Below are 24088 nucleotides of genomic sequence, written 5' to 3'. Positions count from 1 at the left end.
CGCGATCAACAACCTGTTTGACTGCTTCAGTTTTAAACTCTTCGGGATAACGCTTACCGCTCATGGGCACCTCTCTTTAAGCCATCTTAAATGACTCTGAGGTGTCTGTTAAACCCGTGGCGATTCACCGTCAGCTTGATGAAACCTCCCGACAGGAGGTCAGGGCGCTGAAAGAAGCTGGTTCGATGAAAGGGCTGTGGCGTAACCGCAAAGCATTTTTGATGGTATTAGGCTTTACCGCCGCAGGCTCGCTAAGCTTCTATACCTTCACCACCTACATGCAAAAATATCTGGTTAACACCACGGGCATGCATGCAAACGTTGCGAGTGTCGTCATGACGGTGGCGTTACTCGTCTTTATGCTCATCCAGCCGATTGTCGGCGCGCTGTCGGACAAAATTGGTCGCCGTACCTCCATGCTGATCTTTGGCGGCATGCTCACCCTGGGTACCGTTCCGCTTTTGACGGCGCTACAGCATACAACCTCTCCGTATGCCGCTTTCGCTTTAATCATGGTGGCGCTCATTATTATCAGTTTTTACACGGCAATCAGTGGCATTTTGAAAGCGGAAATGTTTCCCGCACAGGTGAGGGCGCTGGGCGTAGGCCTCTCTTATGCGGTTGCAAACGCCCTGTTCGGCGGTTCGGCAGAGTATGTCGCGTTATCCCTTAAGTCATGGGGCAGTGAAACGACCTTCTTCTGGTATGTCACCGTTATGGGGGCGCTGGCGTTTATTGTCTCGCTGATGCTGCATCGCAAAGGAAAAGGTATCCGCCTTTAATAATGCGCCATCTGCCAGACGGCGTAGCCGGTTGTTGCCCCGGCTACGTCCCAGGCAAAATCTTTCCAGCTCCAGCCACTTCCCGAGGGGCGGCTATCCCAAAGTTCTTTTGATGCCCCCAGGCTGATGGAGAACATCAGGCCTATTGTGGCACTACGATCCCTGCTATAACCCTGGTGCAGCGCATACTCATTACCCGCAGCGGACATCATTGCAGACGCCAGAAAGTGCTGAGCTTTATCCTGACCCGACCAGTTATCATTAGCCATATGGCTGCAACCTGTCAGCAAAAGAGGGATTATCAGGCAAGGCGTACGCATTAACAGGCTCCATAAAAAAAGCCCCGTCGATGACAGGGCTCGTGTATTACAGAATGCGGCTGATGAGGCGATCGATACGGATCCGACGTAGACGGCGAATCAGCTTGCGAACTTTCACCGGGTAATCAGCGATGCTTTGCAGATCGCGATAATGACGAACCACTGTGGTATGCGTGCGTATAAGCTCCAGCTCACGATCGCGTTTCGCGGCTAACGCATGCTGAGGATCGTGAATCAGAATGGCGTTTTCCAAATCCAGACGCCAGGCGCGTGGGTTCAGGTTATTACCGGTCAGCAGCATCCACTCGTCATCAACCCACATTCCTTTGAGATGATAGCTGTTATCTTCATCTTTCCAGAGGCGCACGACGAGCTGGTCCGTGTTCACATAGTACTGTAAACGGCTCAGAAAGCGGCGCAGGTTAATCTCATAGAGATAAGGCAGTGCGCCGATGATCTTGAAAGGCTGATCTTCCGGAATGAAAAAGTCGTTTGCCGTTTTATCCCCGACAATGATTTCCACCTTTTTACCATCACGCAGCAGCTGAATGATGTTACGCACCAGAACGGCGGGAAGGTTGAAGTACGGGGTGCAGATGGTGAGCTTATGCTCCGCGCACGGCATCAAATGGAAGATAGTCTTGTTCAGGAGGCTGGATTTACCCAGGCCTACCAGAGGCGTAACGGACAGTTCTTCATTATTGGCATCACCCTGGAAACGATAAACCGCATCGCGCAGCTCCTGGCGGAAGGAGCGAACGTCGTTTTTGATTTCCGGGCTTTTCGGGCGATGAGGATCGTCAAGACGGTGCACACCCCGGCCATGAACCAGGTTTTTATCAACCCAGTTGAACATGATGTCGGTCATCTGCGGATTACGGATAAGATGGTAGCGATCGTAACGGTATTTATCGAGCTGATGGAGATACACATCATTCAGACTGGCGCCGCTATAAAGGACGCTGTCATCAATGATAAATCCTTTAAAATGAAGAACGCCAAGCGCTTCACGGGTATTCACCGGTACGCCATATACCGGGATATCAATACCCGGATTTTCCTGGGCCATGCGGCAATACCAGTCAGCATTGGTATTCGAGGCAGCCGCACCAATACGGCCACGCTGAGCACGGTGCCAGTCAACCAGCACGCGAACATCCAGTTCCGGACGCTGACGTTTCGCTTCATAGAGCGCGTTCAGGATCGCACGCCCACCTTCATCTTGTTCAAGATAGAGCGCCACAATGCAAATACGTCGCGTAGCGCTGGCAATCTTTTCAAGAAGCGTCTCCCGGAAATGAGCGGGAGCATAAAAGAACTCTACATCATCAACTGACTGAGAAATCTTCGGTAGTTGAGCAAGGTGTTGTTGATGTTTATTACGCTTAAATTTTGACAACATCACAGTGCGTTTCTTCTCTGTTCATTGAAGGGTTGTCTGTACCAGGCAAACAACATAAGCGGACAATGATACCCCAGTGCCGGGAAAAGTGGGTAACATTTCCAGCAGCTTACTCTTGTTTATCCGTCGAAGTCAGGCTGAGGGACAAAGAGACAATGCCTTCATCCAGCTGGATATCAACGTCAAAACCGAGCTTCCGCGCCAGGGTCACCATACCCCGATTATTTGGCATAGTAATGCCATTGAGCCGTGACAATCCGTGATCGCGCGTATAACCAATGAGTTTTTCGAGCAGCCGTCTGCCCAAACCCAAACCTTTAAGATCGGAACGCACCAGTACGGCAAACTCCGCATCCACGTTATCCGGGTCGGAAATGGCACGCGTCACGCCGAGGATCTCCTCTCCCTCTGCGGAACGGCGGACCGCCACAATCGCCATTTCTCGATCGTAGTCGATCTGGGTCATATTGGCTAAATCGTCGTGGGTAAATTCATTAATTTCGCTGAAATAGCGATAGTACAAATCTTCTTTCGTCACCTGCGAGATGAACGCTCGCAGCAGCGGCTCGTCTTCCGGCAGGATAGGGCGAAACAGTGCCCGCTCTCCATTTTTCATCTCCACCCACTCTTCCAGATGGAGAGGATAAGGACGAATGGCGAGACGGCTTTCCCGGTCACCGACAAATGGCGCAATTTCCAGCGTCACGTCGAGGGCAGTGAATTCATTTCCGGAAGCGAGGAGCGGGTGGATGTCCAGGCGCTGGATCTCCGCACAGTCAACAATGAGGTTGGAGACCTTCACCAGAAACTGGCTTAACCCGGCGATATCAAGCGGCCTCAGAGCGCTTCTGCCGCGGATTTTTTTACTTTTGATGGCCTGAATAACCAAATAACGCGCCAGGTTCATGTTTAGAGGTGGAAGCGCGACAGCCGCTTGTTCTTCTGGCCGCCATTCAACGCCGCCTTCACCCAGCATAATGAGTGGACCAAAAACCGGATCGTGTTCGACGACCACGCGCAGCTCCTGCGCACCTGCTCGGTTAGCCATGCTCTGCACCAGCAGGCCGTGGATCCGGGCCTGTGGCCACGTCATTTTAACGCGATCGATAATGGCATCCGCGGCCTGTTGTACTTCTGTCGCGGTGCGCAGATACAGCATGACGCCCTGAACATCCGATTTGTGCGGAATATCGGGGGAGCGCAGCTTCAGCGCGACCGGATAGCCAATCTGCTCAGCGATATGTACCGCCTCAGCGCTGTCACCGGCAATCCAGGTCGGCAGTGTTTGCATCCCATAGCTGCCAAGAATGGGTTGCACTTCATGCGTATCAAGCGAAGTGGCGCCCTCTTCGATGGCCTGTTGCAATAAACTGTGTACGTCCACCGAATTTGCTGTGAGGTTGCCCGGTAGGGCAGGCGTTTCACGCAGCTGCTTCTGGTTGCGGCGGTACTCAACCATATGCATAAACGCGGTTATGGTGCCCTCTGGCGTACGGTAGGTTGGCAACCCGGCTTCACTAAACAGACGTCGCGCTTCCTGCGAGGAGAACTCGCCGCACCAGTTGGTCAGCAGGGTGACGTATTTGCCGCGCGGATGGTTTCGGACAGCCTCAATCAGCGTTCGTGCACTTTCGCTGCCTGGCGCAACCGCGCTGGGCGAATGGATAATCATCAGCGCATCAAAGTCCTGGCTATCCAGCAAAATCGTGATCGCCTTAATGTAACGATCGCTGTTGGCATCATCGCGCAAATCGAGGGGATTATCGGGAACAACGCTTCCCGGTAACGCGTCCCGCAGGCGCTGGAGCGTCTCTTCACCCAGCGTGGCCAGCTTGCCGTTGCGTAGCCAGAGCTCGTCCAGCGCCAGGGCGGCGGGAGCGGCTCCGTTGCTGACAATCATCAGCTTTTCACCGCGCAGGGGACGCATGTGGCTCAACGTTTCGACGGCGGAAAAAAGCTCGTGCGTATCCTGTACCCGCAGTAAACCGGCGCGCTGGATCGCTGCATCCCATGCGGGATCCATCCCGGAATGGGATTGCAGCAGGCGCTGAGCCGCGGGGCTGCGCCCGCTTTTGATGACCAGAATCGGTTTATTACGCGATGCGCTACGCGACGCCGACACAAAACGACGGGCGTCACTCAGGTGTTCAAGGTAGAGCAGGATAGCGCTGGTTTTGCTGTCACGCGCCAGGAAATCCAGCAGCTCATCAACGTCAATGTCCAGGCTGTCGCCGAGGGCGATGAAATAGGAAAAGCCCATCTCACGCTGCTGCGCCCAGTCGAGGATGGTATTGGATACCGCTGCCGACTGTGAAATAAAGGCCAGTTTGCCTTTACGGATCGGAACCGGGGAAAAACTGGCATTCAGCCCTTGCCAGGGCGCAAGCAGACCGAGGCTATTTGGACCAAGAATGCGCATCTGGTAGCGGCTGGCGCAGGCCAGCAGTTCGGGCTGCTGTTCAGGAGGCGAGGAAAGAATAATGCAGGTTTTACAGCCCTTCTGACCGAGCGACTCAAGCAATTCGAGGTTTCGTTTCGCATGCGTACAGAGCACGGCGAGGTCGGGAACAAACGGTAAACTTTGCACGTCCGGCCACGCCAGCACCCCCTGTACCGCTTTATAAGCGGGCGTAACGGGCATGACCGGGCCGTTAAACCCGCCAGCCAGCAGGTTACGCATCATCAGATACCCTGCGCGGTCCGGTTTCATCGAGGCGCCAATAACGGCAATGGATTTCGGACGGAGTAGCGCTTCTAACCCTCTCTGGCTCATGCAGGCCTCCTGTGAATGCAAGCGACCTGATGATTTTAAACGCTTTCTGTCTCTGTTGCTGTGACGCTACCCTTATGAACGGTTTTTCCTGCCAGATAACGTTCGCGGAAGCAGGAGAAGTGGGAGCTTAATGCGCTGGCCGCCTGGGTATCGCCCGCCAGATCCAGTAGCGCAATGGCGACTTCAGCGGTGCAATATTGACCCTCGGCATGCGCTTCTCGTAAGCGATAGGCCGAAACGCGCGACAGATCGACGGAAATCACCGGCAGCGCATCAAGATAAGGGCTTTTGCGAAACATCTTTCTTGCTTCGGTCCAGGTGCCGTCGAGCATAATAAACAGCGGCGGCTTACCGGATGGTGGCGCCGTAAGCACCTGGCGTTGTTCGCCTGCATATGATGCCGGGAAAACGACCATGGGCTGATAGTCAGGGTTTGCCACCAGGTCAAGCAGAGCCTGAGGTGGCTCAGTGCGCGACCACTGAAACGCTGCGGTATTGGGCAGAATATCGGCGATCAAACGCCCCGTGTTGCTGGGCTTCATCGGTTCGGTATCGAACATGACCAGACAAAAGCGGCTTTTCGCCTCGCTCGGTGCAAGCGTTTCGCACAGACACACTTTCAGCGGTAAAAGGCAGCGCTGGCAGCGGCGAATACGATTGCCTCGGGCCAGAAAAGGGCGGGTGGCGCGCGCAAGGCGCTCGGCGCGTAATTGAAGTACAGCGTTATCAGTCATGGGCGAAAAGGCAGGAAAAACCCCATTTTCGCAGAGGAGAGAACGGGGCACAAGATATGCCCCGCGAATGTTACAGGGATTCGTTTAACCAGCTGTCGAAAGGCGCTTTCGGTACTGCACCATTGAGCATGTCGATCACTTCACCATTTTTGAAAATCATAATGGTTGGAATGCTGCGAATGCGAAAACGGGCGCTGAGTTCACGTTCCGCTTCGGTATTCACTTTAACAAAACGCATTTTCCCGCTGCGCTCTTCAGCCACGTCTTCGAAGATGGGTGCAAAGTTACGGCAGGGGCCGCACCACGGTGCCCAGAAATCGACCACAACCGGCAGATCGTCCTTGAGGAGTTTGTCCAGCGTAGCACCCGTCGCGTTAATGACATCGCCATCAAATAATTCGTGGCCACAACGCCCGCATTTCGCACCGTCATCCATCCGATCGTCCGGAATGCGGTTTAAAGCCTGACAGTTGGCACATACGGTATTCATAACTAACCTCTGATAGAGCCGTGGAACAACGGCGGAACGCCGATAATGTTTCTGATATGTTACATATTATCAGTGAGCCTGTATAAATCGACAACGCGTTTTATTCAATGGGAACAATAGTCACAGGCTTTTGTACGAAATTATGGCTATGAGCTTGCACATCGGGTAATCTGCGCGCTTCGCGCAGCGCTGGTGGAGAAAAGCATGAACGACGAAATGAAAAACAAAAGCGGCAAGGTCAAAGTGATGTATGTCCGCAGTGATGATGACTCTGATAAACGCACCCAAAATCCGCGTACCGGAAAAGGTGGCGGGCGTCCGGCGTCTTCTCGTGCAGACGGTGGCCGTCGCCCCGCCCGCGATGACAGAAATAACCGCGGCGATGACCGCAAACGTGATGACCGTAAGCGTGACGATCGCAAACGCGATGATTTTGTCCGCGACGGTGGATCGCCATGGCGTACCGTTTCGCGCGCGCCCGGTGAAGAGGCGACCGAAAAAGCCGATCACGGCGGTATCAGCGGAAAAAGCTTTATCGATCCGGAAGTGCTGCGTCGTCAGCGTGCGGAAGAAACCCGTGTATATGGCGAGAACGCCTGTCAGGCCCTGTTCCAGAGCCGCCCGGAGTGTATCGTTCGCGCATGGTTTATCCAGAGCGTGACCCCGCGCTTTAAAGAAGCGCTGCGCTGGATGGCGGCGAACCGTAAAGCCTACCACGTGGTTGACGATGCCGAGCTGACAAAAGCGTCCGGGACTGAACACCACGGCGGCGTCTGCTTCCTGATCAAAAAACGTAACGGCACCACCGTGCAGCAGTGGGTCAGCCAGGCGGATGCCGATGACTGTGTGCTGGCGCTGGAAGATGTGGGTAACCCGCATAACCTGGGCGCTATGATGCGTAGCTGCGCGCACTTTGGCGTGAAAGGCGTTCTGTTGCAGGATGCCGCGCTGCTGGAATCCGGTGCGGCAATCCGTACCGCGGAAGGCGGTGCTGAGCATGTTCAGCCGATCACCGGCGACAGCGTGCTGGAGGCCCTTGAGCAATTCCGTAACGCGGGCTACACCATTGTCACCACCTCAAGCCGTGCCGCTACGCCGCTGTTTAAAGCGACGTTGCCGCGCAAAATGGTGCTGGTGTTAGGTCAGGAGCGCGATGGTCTGTCTGATGCGGCACTCTCCAGCGCTGACATGAGCGTTTCTATCGACGGCACTGGCAACGTTGAAAGCCTGAACGTATCCGTTGCGACCGGCGTGCTGCTGGCCGAATGGTGGCGTCAGAACAAGGCATAAGCCTTATATGTGCCGGGCCTGACCCGGCACATTCAAACCCTACTCACTCTCTGCCGGTAACACAGGCATCCAGTCAATCGGCTTTTCGCCACGCTTTTCCAGCCACTCATTCGTCAGAACAAAATGGTTACTGCCAAAGAAACCGCGATGCGCAGACAGCGGCGACGGGTGCGGTGCTTTCAGTACGTGATGGCGCTGACGATCGATAATCGCCCCTTTCTTTTGGGCATGTGAACCCCAGAGTAAAAACACGACGCCTTCACGATGCTCATTGATTAGGCTGATAACCTTATCGGTAAAGGTTTCCCATCCCAGACTGGCGTGGGAGTGTGCCTGACCCGCCCGGACGGTTAATACGGTATTCAGCAACAGCACGCCCTGGCGCGCCCAGCTTTCCAGATAACCGTGATTAGGGCGGGTGAAACCCGGAATCGTTCCTTCCAGCTCTTTATACATATTCAGCAGAGAAGGGGGAATGGCCACGCCCGGACGCACGGAAAATGCCAGTCCGTGAGCCTGCCCGGGACCATGGTACGGATCCTGCCCCAGTATAACCACCTTCACGTCGCTCAGTTCGGTGTAGCGAAAGGCGTTAAATACATCTTTCTGCGGTGGATAAATTATCTGGCCGGCCTGCCGTTCAGCCGCAACGGTACTGAGGGTATTAATAAAATAGGGCTGCTGCTTCTCTTCTGCCAGCACGTCATGCCAGGTTAAAGGTGTTGTCATCTCGCTCTCCTGCGAATTTCATTCTCTGCCTAGCTTACCTGCTAATGCCTGGTGAGCAAAATTACCCGCGGAAAAGCGGCTAAGTGTCTCAATTTATGTTGAAAACCAGGCAGGGTAAGTTGAATTGGTAAATCATTAAAATTGATCTAAAACAAAAAATTCAGACCACACTCTTTATGTGGTTAGTGATTTTGTTGATTTAAATCAATAAATCACCCGGGTCTGAATGTTATATATACACACAACAAACAATGGTTTTACCAATTGGCCGCAAAAGGCCAGCATCAGTTAATGTAGCCTAAGGGAGGCAACACATGATTACAGGTATCCAGATTACTAAAGCTGCAAATGACGATCTGCTGAACTCTTTCTGGCTGCTGGACAGCGAGAAAAACGAAGCGCGCTGTGTAGTAGCGAAAGCAGGTTTTGCGGAAGACGAAATCGTTCCGGTGAGCAAACTGGGCGAAATTGAATACCGTGAAATTCCAATGCAAGTGCAACCAGAAGTGCGCGTGGAAGGTGGTCAGCACCTGAACGTTAACGTCCTGCGTCGTGAAACGCTGATGGATGCTGTTGAGAACCCAGAAAAATACCCGCAGCTGACCATCCGTGTGTCTGGCTATGCGGTGCGTTTCAACTCTCTGACTCCGGAACAGCAGCGCGACGTTATCGCCCGTACCTTTACTGAAAGCCTGTAAGGTTTCAGCTTCGGGGGTGGAATAAAAAAGCCGGGAATGTCCCGGCTTTTTTTTACTCTTCAGTTTTTGTCTCTGGCGCAGCAGAACTTGGCTTACGGCGCTTACCAATATTTTTGGTATCGCGGTGGCGCTGCTTCACGCGCGGCTTCTCTTTTTCTTTCTCTTTTCTCTCAGCACGTTTCGCGAGCGCTTTCTTGGACGGTTTACCCGTCATTTTTTCACTCGGTGCACGTGTCGTCGGACGAAGTTCGTCAATCACACGAGCTTTTAGCGGCTCATCAACGTAGCGGCCAATTTTTTGGAGCAGCAGATGGTCGTGCGCTTCTACCAGAGAAATAGCAATCCCTTTGCGGCCCGCACGGCCGGTACGACCAATACGGTGCAGGTAAGTATCACCGCTGCGCGGCATATCAAAGTTGATCACATGGCTCACGTCCGGGATGTCGATCCCGCGCGCGGCAACGTCGGTTGCAACCAGCACATTCACGCGACCATCGGTCAGGCGCTTAATCCCTTCGGTACGCTTAACCTGTGCCATTTCACCTTCGAGATAGCAGTTGTTGATGCCAGCGTTGCGGAGCATTTCTGCCAGCTCATGCACGCGCTCGCGTTTACGTACGAAGACGATGGTACGGGTTGCTTCTTCCTGCTTCAGCAGATGTTTCAGCAACTCAACTTTATGCTCAAGGTTATCTGCGCGGTAGTACCACTGGTGGATCTTCTTACGCTCACGCGTCGATGGCGTAGCGGACACTTCCACCGGATCTTCCAGCAGACGTTCGGCGAAATCTTTAATGGCATCCCCTTCAAGGGTTGCCGAGAACAGCATTGTCTGGTTACGCCAGCGCGTTTCACCCGCGATGTGTTCGATATCCTGGGCAAAGCCCATGTCCAGCATGCGGTCAGCTTCATCGAGAATCAGCGTTTCCACCGCCCGGCAGTCGAAGTTCTCTTCTTTTATGTATTGCAGCAGACGGCCTGTCGTCGCGACAACGATATCCTGGTTTTCGCTGAACACTTCGGCGTGGTTCATATACGCTACGCCGCCAGTGATGGTCGCGATATCCAGATGGGTGTTCGCCGCCAGCTCACGCGCGTGTTCGGCAACCTGCATCGCCAGTTCACGGGTCGGGGTCAGGATCAAAATGCGCGGCGGCCCTGATTTTTTACGCGGAAAATCGAGCAAATGCTGCAACACAGGCAGCAAGTAGGCTGCTGTCTTCCCCGTGCCGGTTGGCGCAGAACCGAGCACATCGCGGCCCTCAAGCGCAGGCGGAATGGCCGCGGCCTGAATGGCGGTCGGGCGTGTAAAGCCTTTACTCTCAAGAGCATTGAGCAGGCTTTCATCGAGTTCAAGTTCGGAAAAAGTCGTTACAGTCATGTTCTACCTCTGTGTGGGGCGCTGATTATAGACGTTACGGCTGTAATCTTCATCTGTTTGTATGGATATCGCTTTTCGACCACTTCGCTTTCCCCTATGCTACTCCAGTTTCACACAGAAGGTTGCCCTGACATGTCTCAACTCAAAGCGCAGTTGCGCCGCGATGGTTTTACGTTTAAACAATTTTTTGTGGCGCACGATCGTTGCGCAATGAAAGTCGGTACAGACGGTATTTTACTGGGTGCATGGGCCCCTGTCGCAGGTGTAAAACGCATTCTGGATATTGGTACGGGCAGCGGACTTCAGGCGCTGATGCTGGCGCAGCGTACCGAAGAACACGTCACGATCGACGCCGTTGAGCTTGATCCTCAGGCGGCCCAGCAGGAAAGCGAAAACGCTGCCGATTCTCCGTGGGCAGAACGGATCAGGGTGGAATGTGCCGATGTCCTGACCTGGGCACCGGAGCAGACTGCGCGTTACGATTTGATCGTCAGCAATCCGCCGTATTTCACACCAGGTGTGGAGTGTGGAACGCCGGAACGCGAGCAGGCACGTTACACCGGCTCGCTCGATCACAAGGCGCTACTGACCAGCGCGGCGGAACTCATCTCGGAAGAGGGATTTTTCTGCGTGGTCTTGCCCGAAAGCACGGGTAACACCTTCATTGAGATCGCTCGGGATATCGGCTGGAGTTTGCGTCTTCGTACCGATATTTCGGATACGGAAGGTCGCTTACCGCACCGTGTGTTGCTGGCGCTCTCGCCGAAAGAGGGGGAGTGCTTTACCGACAGGATGGTTATTCGCGGGCCAGACCAGCGTTATTCCGAAGATTACACTGCCCTGACCCAGGCCTTTTATCTGTTTATGTGAACCTGCGGCGTCAACACAGACGGGCCGGACGTTTCCAGCGGGTCGGGATAGTCCAGCGTATAATGCAGGCCACGACTCTCTTTGCGCATCATCGCACAGCGTACAATCAGCTCGGCAACCTGCACAAGGTTGCGCAGCTCCAGCAGATTATTGGAAACGCGGAAGTTGGCGTAATATTCATCAATTTCCTGCTGCAACATCATGATGCGGCGTAACGCGCGTTCCAGACGCTTCGTTGTGCGTACAATCCCGACATAATCCCACATGAGAAGCCGCAGCTCGTGCCAGTTATGCTGGATAACCACCAGTTCGTCCGGGTTCTCTACCCGACTTTCATCCCATGCTGGCAGGTGCGTTGTTGGACGTGCATAGGGCATGCGTTTGGTTATATCTTCCGCAGCCGACCACCCATACACAAGACACTCCAGCAATGAGTTTGATGCCATGCGATTCGCACCATGCAGGCCGGTGTAACTGACCTCGCCGATCGCATACAAACCATCCACGTCGGTACGACCATGATCGTCAACCATCACCCCGCCACAGGTATAGTGGGCGGCAGGCACAATCGGCACCGGATCGCGGGTTAAATCGATACCCAGACTCCGCAGCTTTTCATAAATCATCGGGAAGTGCTGGCGAATAAAGTCTGCCGGTTTATGGCTAATGTCCAGATACATACAGTCCACGCCAAGCCGCTTCATCTCGTGGTCAATGGCGCGGGCCACGATATCCCGCGGGGCAAGTTCACCTCGGGGGTCGAAGTCCGGCATAAACCTGGAACCGTCCGGTCGCTTGAGATACGCGCCTTCGCCGCGCAACGCTTCAGTTAACAGGAAGTTACGTGCCTGCGGGTGGAACAGGGCGGTAGGATGGAACTGATTAAACTCCATATTCGCTACGCGGCAGCCTGCGCGCCAGGCCATGGCGATACCGTCTCCGGAGGCGATATCCGGGTTAGTCGTGTACTGGTAAACCTTGGAGGCGCCGCCGGTCGCCAGCACAACGGCTTTAGCCTGGCAGGTTTCCACCTTCTCTTTATTCCGATTCCACACCCATGCGCCGACAACACGGCGCGTGCCGGGCAGGCCAATTTTATCGGAAATAATCAGGTCGACGGCGTTACTGCGCTCCAGCACCCGAATATTGGGATGGCTGAGGGCTTTGCTGACCAATGTGGTTTCAACCGCTTTTCCTGTTGCATCAGCAGCGTGCAGAATACGGCGATGGCTGTGCCCGCCTTCACGGGTCAGATGATAGCTCTCTTCACCATTAGGCTGAACCTGCGTATCAAACAGCACGCCCTGGTCGATAAGCCATTGCACGCAGTGGCGGGCATTGCTGGCGACAAACTCTGCGGCATGCTCATCCACGATCCCGGCACCGGCAATCAGAGTGTCTTCTACGTGTGAGGCAATGCTGTCCGTTTCATCAAACACGGCGGCAATACCGCCTTGTGCATAGAAGGTGGAACCTTCGCTCATCGGCCCTTTACTCAGCACGATTACGTTCTGATGTTCCGCCAGGCGCAGCGCGAGGGAGAGGCCAGCAGCACCGCTGCCGATAATCAGTACATCACAATGGAGTTCAGGCGTTGTATTCATGATGTTTGTTTAATTTACTAAACATGGTCTGGGCAGAATAGCATTGTGATGCGAGTTATCGCACGTTTTTTTTGAAGCGTGTTGCAATGACTAAACGGATGGCCGGAAGTTAAATCATCGCTAAATGACTGGAATTATTTTGCGAAGCAGATCGTTAGCTTCAGATTTTGTGGTGAAATAAAGCCTGTGTTGCGTTACTCTTCTGACGATAAAGTTAATGATTCTTGTCAGAAAGCGGGTGCGTATCGTGAACAGACTTATAATGAGAGAAAATGAACGGTCTGCGGCGCGATGAACAAAAACAAAGGCGTTACGGAACTTATTGAAGAACAGACGCTCTAATTCGGTGCTTGCTCAAAGTGCAATGTTGTTAGAGTGGCGTTTCGATAACGCGTGGAATTTGGTTTGGGGAGACATTACCTCGGATGAGCGAGCAGTTAACGGACCAGGTCCTGGTTGAACGGGTCCAGAAGGGAGATCAGAAAGCTTTTAACCTACTGGTGGTGCGCTACCAGCATAAGGTAGCGAGTCTGGTTTCCCGCTATGTACCGTCAGGCGATGTTCCTGATGTGGTACAAGAGTCTTTTATTAAGGCCTATCGCGCGCTGGATTCATTCCGGGGGGATAGTGCTTTTTATACCTGGCTGTATCGTATTGCAGTCAATACGGCTAAGAATTATTTGGTTGCTCAGGGGCGTCGTCCGCCTTCAAGTGATGTTGACGCTATCGATGCAGAAAACTTCGAAAGTGGCGGCGCGCTGAAAGAAATTTCGAACCCTGAGAACTTAATGTTGTCAGAAGAACTGAGACAAATCGTTTTTCGCACGATCGAGTCGCTCCCGGAAGATTTACGCATGGCAATTACGTTACGGGAGCTGGATGGCCTAAGCTATGAAGAGATAGCCGCCATCATGGATTGTCCGGTCGGCACGGTTCGTTCACGAATTTTCCGTGCGCGAGAAGCCATTGATAATAAAGTTCAACCGCTTATCAGGCGTTGACGATAGCGGGATACTGGAAAAGGTATTAGGCATGCAGAAAGAAAAACTTTCCGCTTTAATGGATGGTGAAATGCTGGATAGTGAGCTGCTCGATGAGTTGTCTCATTCTCCCGAAATGCAACAGACCTGGGAGAACTATCATCTTATCCGCGACACTCTGCGGGGTGATACCAGCGATGTTCTCCATTTCGATATCTCAGCACGCGTTATGGCGGCCATTGAGAACGAACCTGTTCATCAGACCACGCCGCTTATTCCTGAAGCGCAGCCTGCACCTCACCAGTGGCAGAAAATGCCGTTCTGGCACAAGGTGCGTCCATGGGCCAGCCAGCTCACCCAGATGGGAGTCGCTGCGTGTGTATCGCTTGCAGTTATCGTTGGGGTCCAGCACTATAATACCCAGTCTGAAGCCAGTCAGCAGCCTGAAGCGCCAGTGTTCAATACGCTGCCGATGATGGGTAAAGCCAGTCCGGTTAGCCTGGGCGTACCGGCAGATGCCTCCGCAAGCGGCGGACAGCAACAGCAGGTACAGGAGCAGCGTCGTCGCATTAATGCGATGTTGCAGGATTACGAGTTGCAGCGTCGTCTGCACTCCGAGCAGCTTCAGTTTGAGCAGGCCCAAACCCAGCAGGCTGCTGTGCAGGTGCCAGGAAACCAAACTTTAGGAACGCAATCGCAGTAATGAAGCAACTTTGGTTCGCCATGTCTTTGATGGCGGGTAGCCTGTTCTTCTCTGCTAACGCCTCGGCTGATGTTTCATCCGGGGCGTTGTTGCAGCAAATGAATCTGGCCAGCCAGTCACTCAATTACGAGTTGGCATTTATTAGCATCAATAAGCAGGGTGTCGAATCGTTACGCTATCGCCACGCCCGCCTTGATAATCAGCCGCTCGCCCAGCTTTTACAGATGGATGGCCCGCGTCGGGAAGTGGTCCAGCGTGGGAACGAAATCAGTTATTTCGAGCCAGGCCTTGAGCCGTTTACGCTCAATGGTGACTACATCGTTGATTCCCTGCCATCGCTCATTTACACCGATTTTAAACGTCTCGCCCCCTACTATGATTTTATCTCGGTGGGGCGAACGCGTATTGCCGACAGGTTGTGCGAAGTGATCCGCGTAGTCGCGCGGGATGGGACACGTTACAGCTATATCGTCTGGATTGACGCAGAGACGAAGCTGCCGATGCGCGTTGATCTGCTCGATCGCGACGGTGAAACGCTGGAGCAGTTCCGCGTGATCTCCTTCGACGTGAACGGTCAGGTTGGCAACAGTATGCAGAATCTGGCCAAAGCCAGCCTGCCGCCTTTGCTTTCCGTACCTGCCGGCGATTCTGTCAATTTCAACTGGGTACCTTCCTGGATCCCGCAAGGATTCAGCGAAGTATCCAGCAGCCGTCGCCAGCTGCCGACTATCGAAACACCGGTTGAGTCGCGCCTCTATTCCGATGGGCTATTTAGCTTCTCGGTGAATATCAATCGCGCTACGGCGAACAGTTCCGAACAGATGCTCCGTACCGGTCGCCGGACGGTTAGCACGACGGTACGCGATAATGCGGAAATTACCATTGTTGGTGAATTACCGCCGCCAACAGCAAAACGTATTTCAGACAGCATTAAATTCAGGGCTGCGCAATGATTAAAGAGTGGGCGACGGTCGTATCCTGGCAGGATGGCGTAGCGCTTGTCAGCTGTGACGTTAAAGCATCATGCAGCAGCTGCGCTTCGCGAGCCGGTTGCGGCAGCCGCGTATTGAATAAGCTGGGGCCGCAAACGTCGCACACTATTGCTGTGTCGAGCGATCAGCCGCTGGTGGCAGGGCAAAAAGTGGAGCTCGGCATCGCTGAAGGCAGCCTGCTCACTTCCGCCATACTGGTTTACCTCTCTCCGCTCGCCGGACTGTTTGTGATGGGCGGGGTTTTCCAGATGCTGTTCGGCACAGATTTGGCCGCCATGTGCGGTGCCGCCTTGGGCGGTGTGGGCGGGTTCTGGCTTGCTAAAGGCGTTTCCCCAAGGCTTACCGCCCGGGAAGCCTGGCAGCCCGTCATTCTCAGCGTTGCACTGGCACCCGACCAACTTCGTGTTGAGACGCTCTCTTCTGAGGCCCGGTGATCTGCCGGGCTTTATTATTATTTACATCGCAATAAAGTAAACGCCGTCTCTTCGCGCTATACCTGACTCTAAGTGCATTTCCAGCAGACGAGGTTGTAGTGTAGAATGCTGCGTTTTCGCACTGAAAAACGTCAGGCTAAGAACAGCGGCCTCCAGGAATTCGTAAGGCATAATTATTTAACTATATGAAGAACATACGTAACTTTTCGATCATTGCTCACATTGACCACGGTAAGTCGACGCTGTCTGACCGTATTATCCAGATTTGCGGTGGCCTGTCTGATCGTGAAATGGCAGCCCAGGTTCTGGACTCCATGGACCTGGAACGCGAACGCGGTATTACCATTAAAGCCCAGAGCGTGACGCTCGACTATAAGGCTTCCGATGGTGAAACCTACCAGCTGAACTTTATCGACACCCCAGGGCACGTTGACTTCTCTTATGAAGTGTCACGCTCGCTGGCGGCCTGCGAAGGCGCGCTGTTGGTGGTGGATGCCGGGCAGGGCGTAGAGGCCCAGACGCTGGCAAACTGCTATACCGCCATGGAAATGGATCTCGAAGTGGTGCCGGTTCTGAATAAAATCGACCTGCCAGCCGCCGATCCTGAGCGCGTAGCGGAAGAAATTGAAGACATCGTCGGTATCGATGCGACCGATGCAGTGCGCTGCTCGGCAAAAACCGGCGTAGGTGTTCCGGATGTACTGGAACGTCTGGTGCGTGACATTCCGCCGCCGGAAGGTGACCCGGATGCGCCGCTCCAGGCGCTGATCATCGACTCCTGGTTTGATAACTACCTGGGCGTTGTCTCGCTGGTGCGTATTAAAAACGGCACCATGCGTAAAGGCGACAAAATCAAGGTTATGAGCACCGGGCAGGTCTACAACGCTGACCGTCTGGGCATCTTCACGCCAAAACAGGTTGACCGTACCGAACTGAAATGCGGCGAAGTGGGTTGGCTGGTCTGTGCAATTAAAGACATCCTCGGCGCGCCAGTGGGCGATACCCTGACCGGCGCACGTAACCCGGCAGATAAAGCGCTGCCAGGTTTCAAAAAGGTGAAACCGCAGGTTTATGCGGGTCTGTTCCCGGTCAGCTCTGACGATTACGAAAACTTCCGCGATGCGCTCGGAAAGCTGAGCCTCAACGATGCTTCCCTGTTCTATGAGCCAGAAAGCTCAACGGCGCTGGGCTTCGGCTTCCGCTGTGGCTTCCTCGGTCTGCTGCACATGGAGATCATTCAGGAACGTCTGGAGCGTGAATACGATCTGGATCTGATCACCACCGCCCCGACGGTTGTCTACGAAGTAGAAACCACGTCGAAAGAGGTGATCTACGTCGACAGCCCTTCCAAGCTCCCGCCGCTGAATAATATTCAGGAACTGCGCGAGCCTATCGCAGAGTGTCACATGCTGCTGCCGCAGGAGTTCCTCGGCAACGTGATCACCCTGTGTATTGAGAAGCGTGGCGTGCAGACCAACATGGTGTACCACGGTAACCAGGTGGCGCTGACCTATGAAATTCCGATGGCGGAAGTGGTGCTCGACTTCTTCGACCGTCTGAAGTCTACCTCCCGTGGCTATGCGTCACTGGACTACAACTTCAAACGCTTCCAGGCCTCCAACATGGTTCGCGTGGACGTGCTGATCAACGGCGAGCGTGTTGATGCCCTGGCGCTAATCACCCACAACGATAACGCACCGTACCGCGGTCGTGAGCTGGTTGAGAAGATGAAAGAGCTGATCCCGCGTCAGCAGTTTGACATTGCGATTCAGGCGGCCATTGGTAACCACATCATTGCCCGTTCAACCGTGAAGCAGCTGCGTAAAAACGTTCTGGCTAAGTGCTACGGCGGCGACGTCAGCCGTAAGAAAAAGCTGTTGCAGAAGCAGAAAGAAGGTAAGAAGCGTATGAAGCAGGTCGGTAACGTTGAGCTGCCGCAGGAAGCATTCCTTGCCATCCTTCATGTTGGTAAAGACGGAAACGGTAAATAACCTTAAGGAGTTGGCATGGCGAACATGTTTGCCCTGATCCTGGTCATCGCTACCCTGGTAACAGGTCTGTTATGGTGCCTGGATAAGTTTATCTTCGCCCCAAAACGCCGTGAACGTCAGGCTGCCGCGCAGGCAGCCACGGGCGATACGCTGGACGCGAAAACCCTGAAAAAAGTCGGCCCAAAACCGGGCTGGCTGGAAACAGGGGCATCGGTCTTCCCGGTGCTGGCGATTGTGCTGGTGGTGCGTTCATTTATTTATGAACCGTTCCAGATCCCGTCAGGATCGATGATGCCAACGCTGCTGATCGGTGATTTCATTCTGGTTGAGAAGTTTGCCTATGGCATCAAAGATCCGATCTACCAGAAAACGCTGATCGAAACGGGTCATCCGAAACGTGGCGACATCGTGGTGTTTAAATATCCGGAAGATCCACGGCTGGATTATATTAAACGCGCGGTAGGTCTGCCGGGCGATAAAGTAACCTACGATCCGATAGCGAAGGAAGTGAGGATTCAGCCAGGCTGTAGCTCTGGAACTGCATGTGAAAATGCGCTGCCAGTCACTTACTCCAACGTTGAGCCAGGTGATTTTGTGCAGACCTTCGCCCGCCGTAATGGCGGTGAAGCGACCAGCGGATTCTTCCAGGTGCCAAAAGGTGAAACCAAAGAGAACGGTATTCGTCTGGTTGAACGCAAAGAGACGCTGGGCGATGTCACTCACCGCATTCTGACCGTGCCAATCGCACAGGACCAGCTAGCAATGTACTACCAGCAGCCAGGCCAGCAGCTGGCGACCTGGATTGTGCCGCCGGGACACTACTTCATGATGGGTGACAACCGCGATAACTCTGCGGACAGCCGTTACTGGGGCTTTGTGCCGGAAGCGAATCTGGTCGGTAAAGCAACCGCTATCTGGATGAGTTTCGAGAAGCAGGAAGGCGAGTGGCCGACCGGCGTTCGCCTGAATCGTATTGGCGGAATTCATTAATTTTCGTCAAAAATAACACGTAGCGGCTTTTATTCGCCGCTACGTGAATTATTTCAGCGATAAATCTCTTTGAACTAACGACATCCCCTGTCGTTGCGTATAGAATATTCCCCCGAAGTTTAAGGTTGGCCCTGCAAGGGTGCCACGGCACACGAAACCGCGTTGGTTTTCTCAGGTCGGTTTCGTGTGCTGCATTTTTGACGCATTCATTTATTGGTATCGCATGAACCCCATCGTAATTAATCGGCTTCAACGGAAGCTGGGCTACACTTTTCATCATCAGGAGTTGTTGCAACAGGCATTAACCCATCGCAGTGCCAGCAGCAAACATAATGAGCGTCTCGAGTTTTTAGGCGACTCTATTTTAAGTTTCGTGATTGCAAATGCGCTTTATCATCGTTTTCCGCGTGTGGACGAAGGTGATATGAGCCGCATGCGTGCCACGCTGGTGCGCGGCAACACCCTCGCTGAAATCGCACGCGAGTTCGAGCTGGGTGAGTGTCTGCGTCTGGGGCCGGGTGAGCTGAAAAGTGGTGGGTTCCGTCGTGAATCCATTCTTGCCGATACGGTCGAGGCTTTAATCGGTGGCGTGTTCCTGGACAGCGATATCCAGACCGTAGAAAAGCTGATCCTGAACTGGTATCAGACCCGTCTGGACGAAATCAGCCCGGGCGATAAACAAAAAGATCCGAAAACGCGTCTGCAAGAATATTTGCAGGGTCGTCACCTCCCGCTGCCATCCTATCTGGTGGTGCAGGTACGTGGCGAAGCGCACGATCAGGAATTTACCATCCATTGCCAGGTCAGTGGCCTGAGTGAACCGGTGGTCGGCACGGGTTCAAGCCGTCGTAAGGCTGAACAGGCTGCCGCCGAACAGGCGTTAAAAATGCTGGAGCTGGAATGAGCGAAGAAAAAACGTATTGCGGATTTATTGCCATCGTCGGACGTCCGAACGTTGGTAAATCCACCCTGTTGAATAATCTGCTTGGACAGAAGATTTCCATTACCTCGCGTAAGGCGCAGACCACGCGTCACCGCATCGTCGGTATCCATACTGAAGGCGCTTATCAGGCGATCTACGTCGATACCCCGGGCCTGCACATGGAAGAGAAGCGTGCCATCAACCGTCTGATGAACAAGGCGGCGAGCAGCTCCATTGGCGATGTAGAGCTGGTGATTTTCGTTGTGGAAGGCACCCGCTGGACGCCGGACGACGAAATGGTCCTGAACAAGCTGCGTGACGGCAAAACGCCGGTGATCCTCGCGGTCAATAAAGTGGACAACGTGCAGGAAAAAGCCGATCTGCTGCCGCATCTGCAATGGCTGGGCAGCCAGATGAACTTCCTGGACATCGTCCCGCTGTCTGCGGAAACGGGTCTGAACGTCGATACCATCGCGGGTATCGTGCGTAAACATCTGCCGGAAGCGACTCATCACTTCCCGGAAGACTACATCACCGATCGCTCTCAGCGTTTTATGGCGTCTGAAATCATCCGTGAGAAGCTGATGCGTTTCCTGGGCGCTGAACTGCCGTACTCTGTAACGGTGGAGATCGAGCGTTTCCAGAGCAACGAGCGTGGCGGCTACGATATTAACGGTCTGATCCTCGTTGAGCGAGAAGGGCAGAAGAAGATGGTGATCGGCAATAAAGGTGCCAAGATCAAAACTATCGGAATCGAAGCCCGTAAAGACATGATGGACATGTTTGAAGCACCGGTTCACCTGGAACTGTGGGTGAAAGTGAAATCTGGCTGGGCCGATGATGAGCGTGCGCTGCGCAGCCTCGGTTACGGCGAAGATCAGTAACCTAAGACGACGAGCATATGGATGGATGGCAGCGCGCCTTTGTCCTGCATAGTCGTCCCTGGAGCGAAACCAGCCTGATGCTGGACGTCTTCACGGAAGAGTCCGGTCGCGTGCGCCTTGTTGCCAAAGGCGCACGTTCCAGACGTTCTAATCTGAAAGGTGCCTTGCAGCCTTTCACCCCGCTGCTGGTCCGCTTTGGCGGGCGAGGGGAAGTCAAAACCCTGCGCAGTGCTGAAGCCGTCTCCCTGGCGCTTCCTCTTTCTGGTATCACGCTCTACAGCGGTTTGTATGTCAACGAACTCATTTCACGGGTTCTTGAACATGAGACCCGCTTCTCTGAACTTTTCTTTGATTACCTGCACTGTATTCAGGCACTTGCTGGCGCAACCGGCACCCCTGAGCCTGTGCTGCGTCGTTTCGAACTGGCGCTGCTCGGGCACCTTGGTTACGGCGTTGATTTTCTGCACTGTGCGGGGAGCGGGGACGAGGTAGAAGACACCATGACCTATCGCTATCGTGAGGAAAAGGGCTTTATTGCCAGTGTCGTCGTCGATAACAGCACTTTTACCGGGCGCCAGCTCAGAGCACTGTATGAACGCGAGTTCCCGGACGCCGACACCCTGCGTGCGGCAAAACGCTTTACCCGAATCGCGCTCAAGCCGTATCTTGGGGGCAAACCTTTAAAGAGCCGCGAATTATTCAGGCAGTTTATGCCGAAACGCTAATGTTTTACCCCTCACCCCAGCCCTCTCCCGGAGGGAGAGGGAGAAGGTAAATGACCAAAAATACCGAGGATTGTCATGGCTGAATTACTGTTAGGCGTCAATATCGATCACATCGCCACGTTACGTAATGCACGCGGTACCGCGTATCCCGATCCGGTTCAGGCGGCATTTATCGCTGAGCAGGCTGGCGCCGACGGCATTACCGTCCACCTGCGTGAAGATCGTCGCCACATCACTGACCGCGACGTGCGCATCCTGCGTCAGACGCTGGATACCCGCATGAACCTGGAGATGGCGGTGACAGAAGAGATGCTGGCGATTGCCTGCGAGACCAAACCGCATTTCTGCTGCCTGGTGCCGGAAAAGCGTCAGGAAGTGACCACCGAAGGCGGTCTCGATGTGGCCGGGCAGCTCGACAAAATGCGCGATGCCTGCAAACGCCTGGCGGATGCCGGTATCCTGGTATCTTTATTTATCGACGCCGATTTCACCCAGATTAAAGCCGCTGCCGACGTGGGCGCGCCGTATATTGAAATTCACACCGGCTGCTATGCCGATGCCGAAAACGACGCAGTGCAGGCGAAAGAGCTGGAGCGAATCGCCAAAGCGGCAACCTACGCCGCGAGCCTGGGACTGAAGGTGAACGCCGGACACGGACTGACCTATCACAACGTAAAAGCCATTGCTGCCCTGCCGGAAATGCATGAGCTGAACATTGGCCACGCCATTATTGGTCGTGCGGTGATGAGCGGCCTGAAAGAGGCGGTGTCCGAGATGAAGCGCCTGATGCTGGAAGCGCGTCAGTAATGGCTATTCTGGGCTTAGGCACCGACATCGTTGAAATAGCCCGCATTGAAGCGGTGATCGCCCGCAGCGGCGATCGCCTCGCAAGACGCGTGCTGAGCGATAACGAATGGGCTATCTGGGAGGCGCATCAACAGCCGGTGCGCTTTCTGGCAAAGCGCTTCGCGGTAAAAGAGGCGGCGGCGAAAGCGTTCGGCACGGGCATTCGTAACGGCCTGGCGTTCAACCAGTTTGAAGTGTTTAACGATGAGCTGGGTAAGCCACGTCTGCGTTTATGGGGCGAGGCGCTTAAGCTGGCGGAAAAGCTGGGCGTGGCGCACATGCACGTAACGCTTGCAGATGAACGCCACTATGCCTGTGCGACGGTGATTATTGAGAGTTAAATTTTGTCCGCATGGTGCATCAGGACAAACTTATCCCACAACTGTTCTTCGTTCTCGACGTGTGCCGGATCTTTTAAGATCGTATTGGGAATTGGGCACACCTTCTGGCAGGTCGGCGTTTCATAGTGGCCGATGCATTCGGTGCAGCGGTCGCTGTTAATCTCATAAATGCTGTCGCCCATCGAAATCGCCTGGTTCGGGCATTCGGGTTCGCACATATCGCAGTTGATGCATTTTTTGGTGATTAACAGCGCCATCAGGAAATTCTCAGAAACATCACAAACAGGGCGGGCATTATACGCTCATTCGTTGTTCAAACCAGTTTTTTTACCAGCTCTTCGCTGTGCCGAATACGTTCTGGCGCACGCTCCAGATCCTGCTGAACCAGCGCCATAAACAGCAGGTCCGTCAGCATCATCTGCGCACTCGTCGACGAAATCGCCGCGCTGCGAGTGGCCTGTTCCTCGGCAATGGTATACAGGCAGCGGGTTGCCCGTTGCTGGAGCGCATTCGGGCTAAATCCGGTAATCGCCAGAATTTTTCCCCCTACGCGCAGGGCTTCGTCAGTGGCCATATTAATTTCACGTCGCTCGCCGGAATAGGAGATGGCCAGCAGTAAATCGTCAGGATCCATGGCCTGCACGGTCGCCAGCAGCGCGTGCATATCGTGTTCAACGATGGCGTTATAGCCGATTTTTGTCAGCTTCCAGCCAAAGTTACGCGCAACCAGTCCGGAGGCGCCGATCCCGGTCAACACAATGCGCCGCGCGTCGCGAAGCATGGCTACGCTTTCCAGCAGCTTCTCTTCCGTGTTCACATCCAGCGTGGCATGCATTGCCGCCACGTTCTCCTTGATCAGCTTTTCGCCCACCAGACGCATCGGATCGTCGCCACGGATCTGGTTATGCACCGGCATTGACTGCGGATTCGGGTTGCTCACCAGTGCTTCACTGATCGCCAGCTTTAGCGCCGGAAAGCCCTTATAGCCTATTTTCTGGGCGAATTTCACCACGCTCGACTGACTCACTCCGGCTTCGCCTGCCAGCTGCTGGGAGCTGAGGTGTCGCGCGCGATCGGGCTGAGAAAGTAAAAAATCCGCCAGCTTTTTATCACTCTGGGCAAACCCTGCGTAGCGCTGACGAATACGAATTAAACAGTTCATACGGTCTCCTGGCGAAAATGTGATTACCCGCGCAAATACGAATTT

At 54.1% G+C, this 24088-nt stretch carries 24 protein-coding genes and 2 pseudogenes; 15 read left to right on the top strand and 11 right to left on the bottom strand.

Annotated elements, in window-relative coordinates; genetic code table 11:
* Positions 1 to 128 precede the first annotated feature (128 nt).
* A pseudogene (locus C3451_RS04200) lies at positions 129 to 782 on the top strand (MFS transporter); the annotation flags it as partial.
* Here the strand turns inward: C3451_RS04200 and C3451_RS04195 are convergent.
* The 6 genes and pseudogenes from C3451_RS04195 to trxC form a co-directional block, all read right to left on the bottom strand.
* Positions 779 to 1102, bottom strand: coding sequence for a YfiM family lipoprotein (locus tag C3451_RS04195; RefSeq protein WP_022649053.1), 324 nt, complete (start codon positions 1100 to 1102; stop codon positions 779 to 781). The pseudogene C3451_RS04200 and the gene C3451_RS04195 overlap by 4 nt on opposite strands.
* Positions 1103 to 1148: 46 nt before the next feature.
* Positions 1149 to 2504, bottom strand: a complete 1356-nt coding sequence (gene pssA / locus C3451_RS04190) for a CDP-diacylglycerol--serine O-phosphatidyltransferase (RefSeq protein WP_023306731.1) — start codon at positions 2502 to 2504, stop codon at positions 1149 to 1151.
* A pseudogene (locus tag C3451_RS24485) lies at positions 2488 to 2529 on the bottom strand (hypothetical protein). The gene pssA and the pseudogene C3451_RS24485 overlap by 17 nt, the downstream one beginning before the upstream one ends.
* Before the next feature lie 84 nt (positions 2530 to 2613).
* On the bottom strand, positions 2614 to 5277 hold the full coding sequence (gene pat / locus C3451_RS04185) for a protein lysine acetyltransferase (RefSeq protein WP_045621078.1): 2664 nt from the start codon (positions 5275 to 5277) through the stop codon (positions 2614 to 2616).
* A 35-nt stretch (positions 5278 to 5312) separates the two neighbouring features.
* Positions 5313 to 6011 (bottom strand): tRNA-uridine aminocarboxypropyltransferase, encoded by a 699-nt coding sequence (tapT, locus tag C3451_RS04180; RefSeq protein WP_022649050.1) that lies wholly within the window; start codon positions 6009 to 6011, stop codon positions 5313 to 5315.
* Between the two features lie 70 nt (positions 6012 to 6081).
* Positions 6082 to 6501, bottom strand: a complete 420-nt coding sequence (gene trxC, locus C3451_RS04175) for a thioredoxin TrxC (RefSeq protein ID WP_003860733.1) — start codon at positions 6499 to 6501, stop codon at positions 6082 to 6084.
* Positions 6502 to 6705: 204 nt separating this feature from the next.
* On the opposite strand from trxC, the gene C3451_RS04170 reads away from it, so the two are divergent.
* Positions 6706 to 7791, top strand: a complete 1086-nt coding sequence (locus C3451_RS04170; RefSeq protein ID WP_023300740.1) for a tRNA/rRNA methyltransferase — start codon at positions 6706 to 6708, stop codon at positions 7789 to 7791.
* A gap of 39 nt (positions 7792 to 7830) precedes the next feature.
* On the opposite strand, the gene ung is transcribed toward C3451_RS04170, so the two are convergent.
* Positions 7831 to 8520, bottom strand: coding sequence for a uracil-DNA glycosylase (ung, locus tag C3451_RS04165; RefSeq protein ID WP_038416527.1), 690 nt, complete (start codon positions 8518 to 8520; stop codon positions 7831 to 7833).
* A gap of 314 nt (positions 8521 to 8834) precedes the next feature.
* On the opposite strand from ung, the gene grcA reads away from it, so the two are divergent.
* Positions 8835 to 9218, top strand: coding sequence for an autonomous glycyl radical cofactor GrcA (gene grcA / locus C3451_RS04160; RefSeq protein ID WP_022649048.1), 384 nt, complete (start codon positions 8835 to 8837; stop codon positions 9216 to 9218).
* A gap of 52 nt (positions 9219 to 9270) precedes the next feature.
* On the opposite strand, the gene srmB is transcribed toward grcA, so the two are convergent.
* Positions 9271 to 10599: an ATP-dependent RNA helicase SrmB gene (gene srmB / locus C3451_RS04155; protein WP_022649047.1), complete on the bottom strand. Its 1329-nt coding sequence runs from the start codon at positions 10597 to 10599 to the stop codon at positions 9271 to 9273.
* A gap of 132 nt (positions 10600 to 10731) precedes the next feature.
* Here srmB and C3451_RS04150 point away from each other — a divergent pair, with 132 nt between their 5' ends.
* A complete protein-coding gene (locus tag C3451_RS04150) occupies positions 10732 to 11469 on the top strand; it encodes a tRNA1(Val) (adenine(37)-N6)-methyltransferase (RefSeq protein WP_124304238.1) in 738 nt (245 codons plus the stop codon).
* Here the strand turns inward: C3451_RS04150 and nadB are convergent.
* Positions 11454 to 13073: an L-aspartate oxidase gene (gene nadB / locus C3451_RS04145; RefSeq protein WP_023300738.1), complete on the bottom strand. Its 1620-nt coding sequence runs from the start codon at positions 13071 to 13073 to the stop codon at positions 11454 to 11456. The genes C3451_RS04150 and nadB overlap by 16 nt on opposite strands.
* 425 nt (positions 13074 to 13498) lie before the next feature.
* On the opposite strand from nadB, the gene rpoE reads away from it, so the two are divergent.
* The 11 genes from rpoE to acpS all read left to right on the top strand — a co-directional run bounded on the left by rpoE (position 13499) and on the right by acpS (position 22881).
* A complete protein-coding gene (rpoE, locus tag C3451_RS04140; RefSeq protein WP_006176728.1) occupies positions 13499 to 14074 on the top strand; it encodes an RNA polymerase sigma factor RpoE in 576 nt (191 codons plus the stop codon).
* Positions 14075 to 14105: 31 nt separating this feature from the next.
* On the top strand, positions 14106 to 14756 hold the full coding sequence (rseA, locus tag C3451_RS04135; RefSeq protein WP_022649044.1) for an anti-sigma-E factor RseA: 651 nt from the start codon (positions 14106 to 14108) through the stop codon (positions 14754 to 14756).
* Positions 14756 to 15709 carry a sigma-E factor regulatory protein RseB gene (gene rseB, locus C3451_RS04130; RefSeq protein ID WP_022649043.1) on the top strand — a complete coding sequence of 318 codons (954 nt, stop codon included), beginning with the start codon at positions 14756 to 14758 and terminating at the stop codon, positions 15707 to 15709. Before rseA ends, rseB begins: the two co-directional genes overlap by 1 nt.
* Positions 15706 to 16182: a SoxR-reducing system protein RseC gene (gene rseC / locus C3451_RS04125; RefSeq protein ID WP_022649042.1), complete on the top strand. Its 477-nt coding sequence runs from the start codon at positions 15706 to 15708 to the stop codon at positions 16180 to 16182. Before rseB ends, rseC begins: the two co-directional genes overlap by 4 nt.
* Positions 16183 to 16367: 185 nt before the next feature.
* Positions 16368 to 18173, top strand: coding sequence for a translation elongation factor 4 (lepA, locus tag C3451_RS04120; protein ID WP_022649041.1), 1806 nt, complete (start codon positions 16368 to 16370; stop codon positions 18171 to 18173).
* Between the two features lie 15 nt (positions 18174 to 18188).
* Positions 18189 to 19163: a signal peptidase I gene (gene lepB / locus C3451_RS04115; RefSeq protein WP_022649040.1), complete on the top strand. Its 975-nt coding sequence runs from the start codon at positions 18189 to 18191 to the stop codon at positions 19161 to 19163.
* A 223-nt stretch (positions 19164 to 19386) separates the two neighbouring features.
* On the top strand, positions 19387 to 20067 hold the full coding sequence (gene rnc / locus C3451_RS04110; RefSeq protein ID WP_003860711.1) for a ribonuclease III: 681 nt from the start codon (positions 19387 to 19389) through the stop codon (positions 20065 to 20067).
* On the top strand, positions 20064 to 20969 hold the full coding sequence (gene era / locus C3451_RS04105) for a GTPase Era (protein WP_022649038.1): 906 nt from the start codon (positions 20064 to 20066) through the stop codon (positions 20967 to 20969). The genes rnc and era overlap by 4 nt, the downstream gene beginning before the upstream one ends.
* Positions 20970 to 20986: 17 nt before the next feature.
* Positions 20987 to 21694, top strand: coding sequence for a DNA repair protein RecO (gene recO, locus C3451_RS04100; RefSeq protein WP_015572142.1), 708 nt, complete (start codon positions 20987 to 20989; stop codon positions 21692 to 21694).
* 75 nt (positions 21695 to 21769) lie between these two features.
* Positions 21770 to 22501, top strand: a complete 732-nt coding sequence (pdxJ, locus tag C3451_RS04095; protein ID WP_063139288.1) for a pyridoxine 5'-phosphate synthase — start codon at positions 21770 to 21772, stop codon at positions 22499 to 22501.
* On the top strand, positions 22501 to 22881 hold the full coding sequence (gene acpS / locus C3451_RS04090; protein ID WP_015572144.1) for a holo-ACP synthase: 381 nt from the start codon (positions 22501 to 22503) through the stop codon (positions 22879 to 22881). The genes pdxJ and acpS overlap by 1 nt, the downstream gene beginning before the upstream one ends.
* Here acpS and C3451_RS04085 read toward each other — a convergent pair.
* Both C3451_RS04085 and C3451_RS04080 read right to left on the bottom strand, forming a co-directional pair.
* The gene (locus C3451_RS04085; RefSeq protein WP_023300734.1) at positions 22878 to 23138 is read right to left on the bottom strand and encodes a YfhL family 4Fe-4S dicluster ferredoxin; all 261 of its coding nucleotides are present in this window, start codon (positions 23136 to 23138) and stop codon (positions 22878 to 22880) included. The two genes, acpS and C3451_RS04085, sit on opposite strands and share 4 nt — an antisense overlap.
* Positions 23139 to 23194: 56 nt before the next feature.
* On the bottom strand, positions 23195 to 24043 hold the full coding sequence (locus C3451_RS04080) for a MurR/RpiR family transcriptional regulator (RefSeq protein WP_045621512.1): 849 nt from the start codon (positions 24041 to 24043) through the stop codon (positions 23195 to 23197).
* Positions 24044 to 24088 lie beyond the last annotated feature (45 nt).

It is taken from the genome of Enterobacter sp. 301B, assembly GCF_003850715.1.
Lineage (GTDB): Bacteria > Pseudomonadota > Gammaproteobacteria > Enterobacterales > Enterobacteriaceae > Enterobacter > Enterobacter intestinihominis.
The sequence above is the reverse complement of the archived record's forward strand: the minus strand, read 5'-3'. Positions and strand labels throughout refer to the sequence as shown.

What these genes read in the sequence shown, in the direction of transcription:
- C3451_RS04170 (WP_023300740.1), top strand. Translation starts at nt 6,706, where the DNA reads ATGAACGACGAAATGAAAAACAAAAGCGGCAAGGTCAAAGTGATGTAT.
- srmB (WP_022649047.1), bottom strand. Translation starts at nt 10,599, where the DNA reads ATGACTGTAACGACTTTTTCCGAACTTGAACTCGATGAAAGCCTGCTC.
- C3451_RS04085 (WP_023300734.1), bottom strand. Translation starts at nt 23,138, where the DNA reads ATGGCGCTGTTAATCACCAAAAAATGCATCAACTGCGATATGTGCGAA.
- C3451_RS04195 (WP_022649053.1), bottom strand. Translation starts at nt 1,102, where the DNA reads ATGCGTACGCCTTGCCTGATAATCCCTCTTTTGCTGACAGGTTGCAGC.
- trxC (WP_003860733.1), bottom strand. Translation starts at nt 6,501, where the DNA reads ATGAATACCGTATGTGCCAACTGTCAGGCTTTAAACCGCATTCCGGAC.
- rseA (WP_022649044.1), top strand. Translation starts at nt 14,106, where the DNA reads ATGCAGAAAGAAAAACTTTCCGCTTTAATGGATGGTGAAATGCTGGAT.
- lepB (WP_022649040.1), top strand. Translation starts at nt 18,189, where the DNA reads ATGGCGAACATGTTTGCCCTGATCCTGGTCATCGCTACCCTGGTAACA.
- acpS (WP_015572144.1), top strand. Translation starts at nt 22,501, where the DNA reads ATGGCTATTCTGGGCTTAGGCACCGACATCGTTGAAATAGCCCGCATT.
- pdxJ (WP_063139288.1), top strand. Translation starts at nt 21,770, where the DNA reads ATGGCTGAATTACTGTTAGGCGTCAATATCGATCACATCGCCACGTTA.
- C3451_RS04150 (WP_124304238.1), top strand. Translation starts at nt 10,732, where the DNA reads ATGTCTCAACTCAAAGCGCAGTTGCGCCGCGATGGTTTTACGTTTAAA.
- ung (WP_038416527.1), bottom strand. Translation starts at nt 8,520, where the DNA reads ATGACAACACCTTTAACCTGGCATGACGTGCTGGCAGAAGAGAAGCAG.
- pssA (WP_023306731.1), bottom strand. Translation starts at nt 2,504, where the DNA reads ATGTTGTCAAAATTTAAGCGTAATAAACATCAACAACACCTTGCTCAA.
- nadB (WP_023300738.1), bottom strand. Translation starts at nt 13,073, where the DNA reads ATGAATACAACGCCTGAACTCCATTGTGATGTACTGATTATCGGCAGC.
- rpoE (WP_006176728.1), top strand. Translation starts at nt 13,499, where the DNA reads ATGAGCGAGCAGTTAACGGACCAGGTCCTGGTTGAACGGGTCCAGAAG.
- C3451_RS04080 (WP_045621512.1), bottom strand. Translation starts at nt 24,043, where the DNA reads ATGAACTGTTTAATTCGTATTCGTCAGCGCTACGCAGGGTTTGCCCAG.
- rnc (WP_003860711.1), top strand. Translation starts at nt 19,387, where the DNA reads ATGAACCCCATCGTAATTAATCGGCTTCAACGGAAGCTGGGCTACACT.
- grcA (WP_022649048.1), top strand. Translation starts at nt 8,835, where the DNA reads ATGATTACAGGTATCCAGATTACTAAAGCTGCAAATGACGATCTGCTG.
- rseB (WP_022649043.1), top strand. Translation starts at nt 14,756, where the DNA reads ATGAAGCAACTTTGGTTCGCCATGTCTTTGATGGCGGGTAGCCTGTTC.
- lepA (WP_022649041.1), top strand. Translation starts at nt 16,368, where the DNA reads ATGAAGAACATACGTAACTTTTCGATCATTGCTCACATTGACCACGGT.
- recO (WP_015572142.1), top strand. Translation starts at nt 20,987, where the DNA reads ATGGATGGATGGCAGCGCGCCTTTGTCCTGCATAGTCGTCCCTGGAGC.
- pat (WP_045621078.1), bottom strand. Translation starts at nt 5,277, where the DNA reads ATGAGCCAGAGAGGGTTAGAAGCGCTACTCCGTCCGAAATCCATTGCC.
- rseC (WP_022649042.1), top strand. Translation starts at nt 15,706, where the DNA reads ATGATTAAAGAGTGGGCGACGGTCGTATCCTGGCAGGATGGCGTAGCG.
- tapT (WP_022649050.1), bottom strand. Translation starts at nt 6,011, where the DNA reads ATGACTGATAACGCTGTACTTCAATTACGCGCCGAGCGCCTTGCGCGC.
- era (WP_022649038.1), top strand. Translation starts at nt 20,064, where the DNA reads ATGAGCGAAGAAAAAACGTATTGCGGATTTATTGCCATCGTCGGACGT.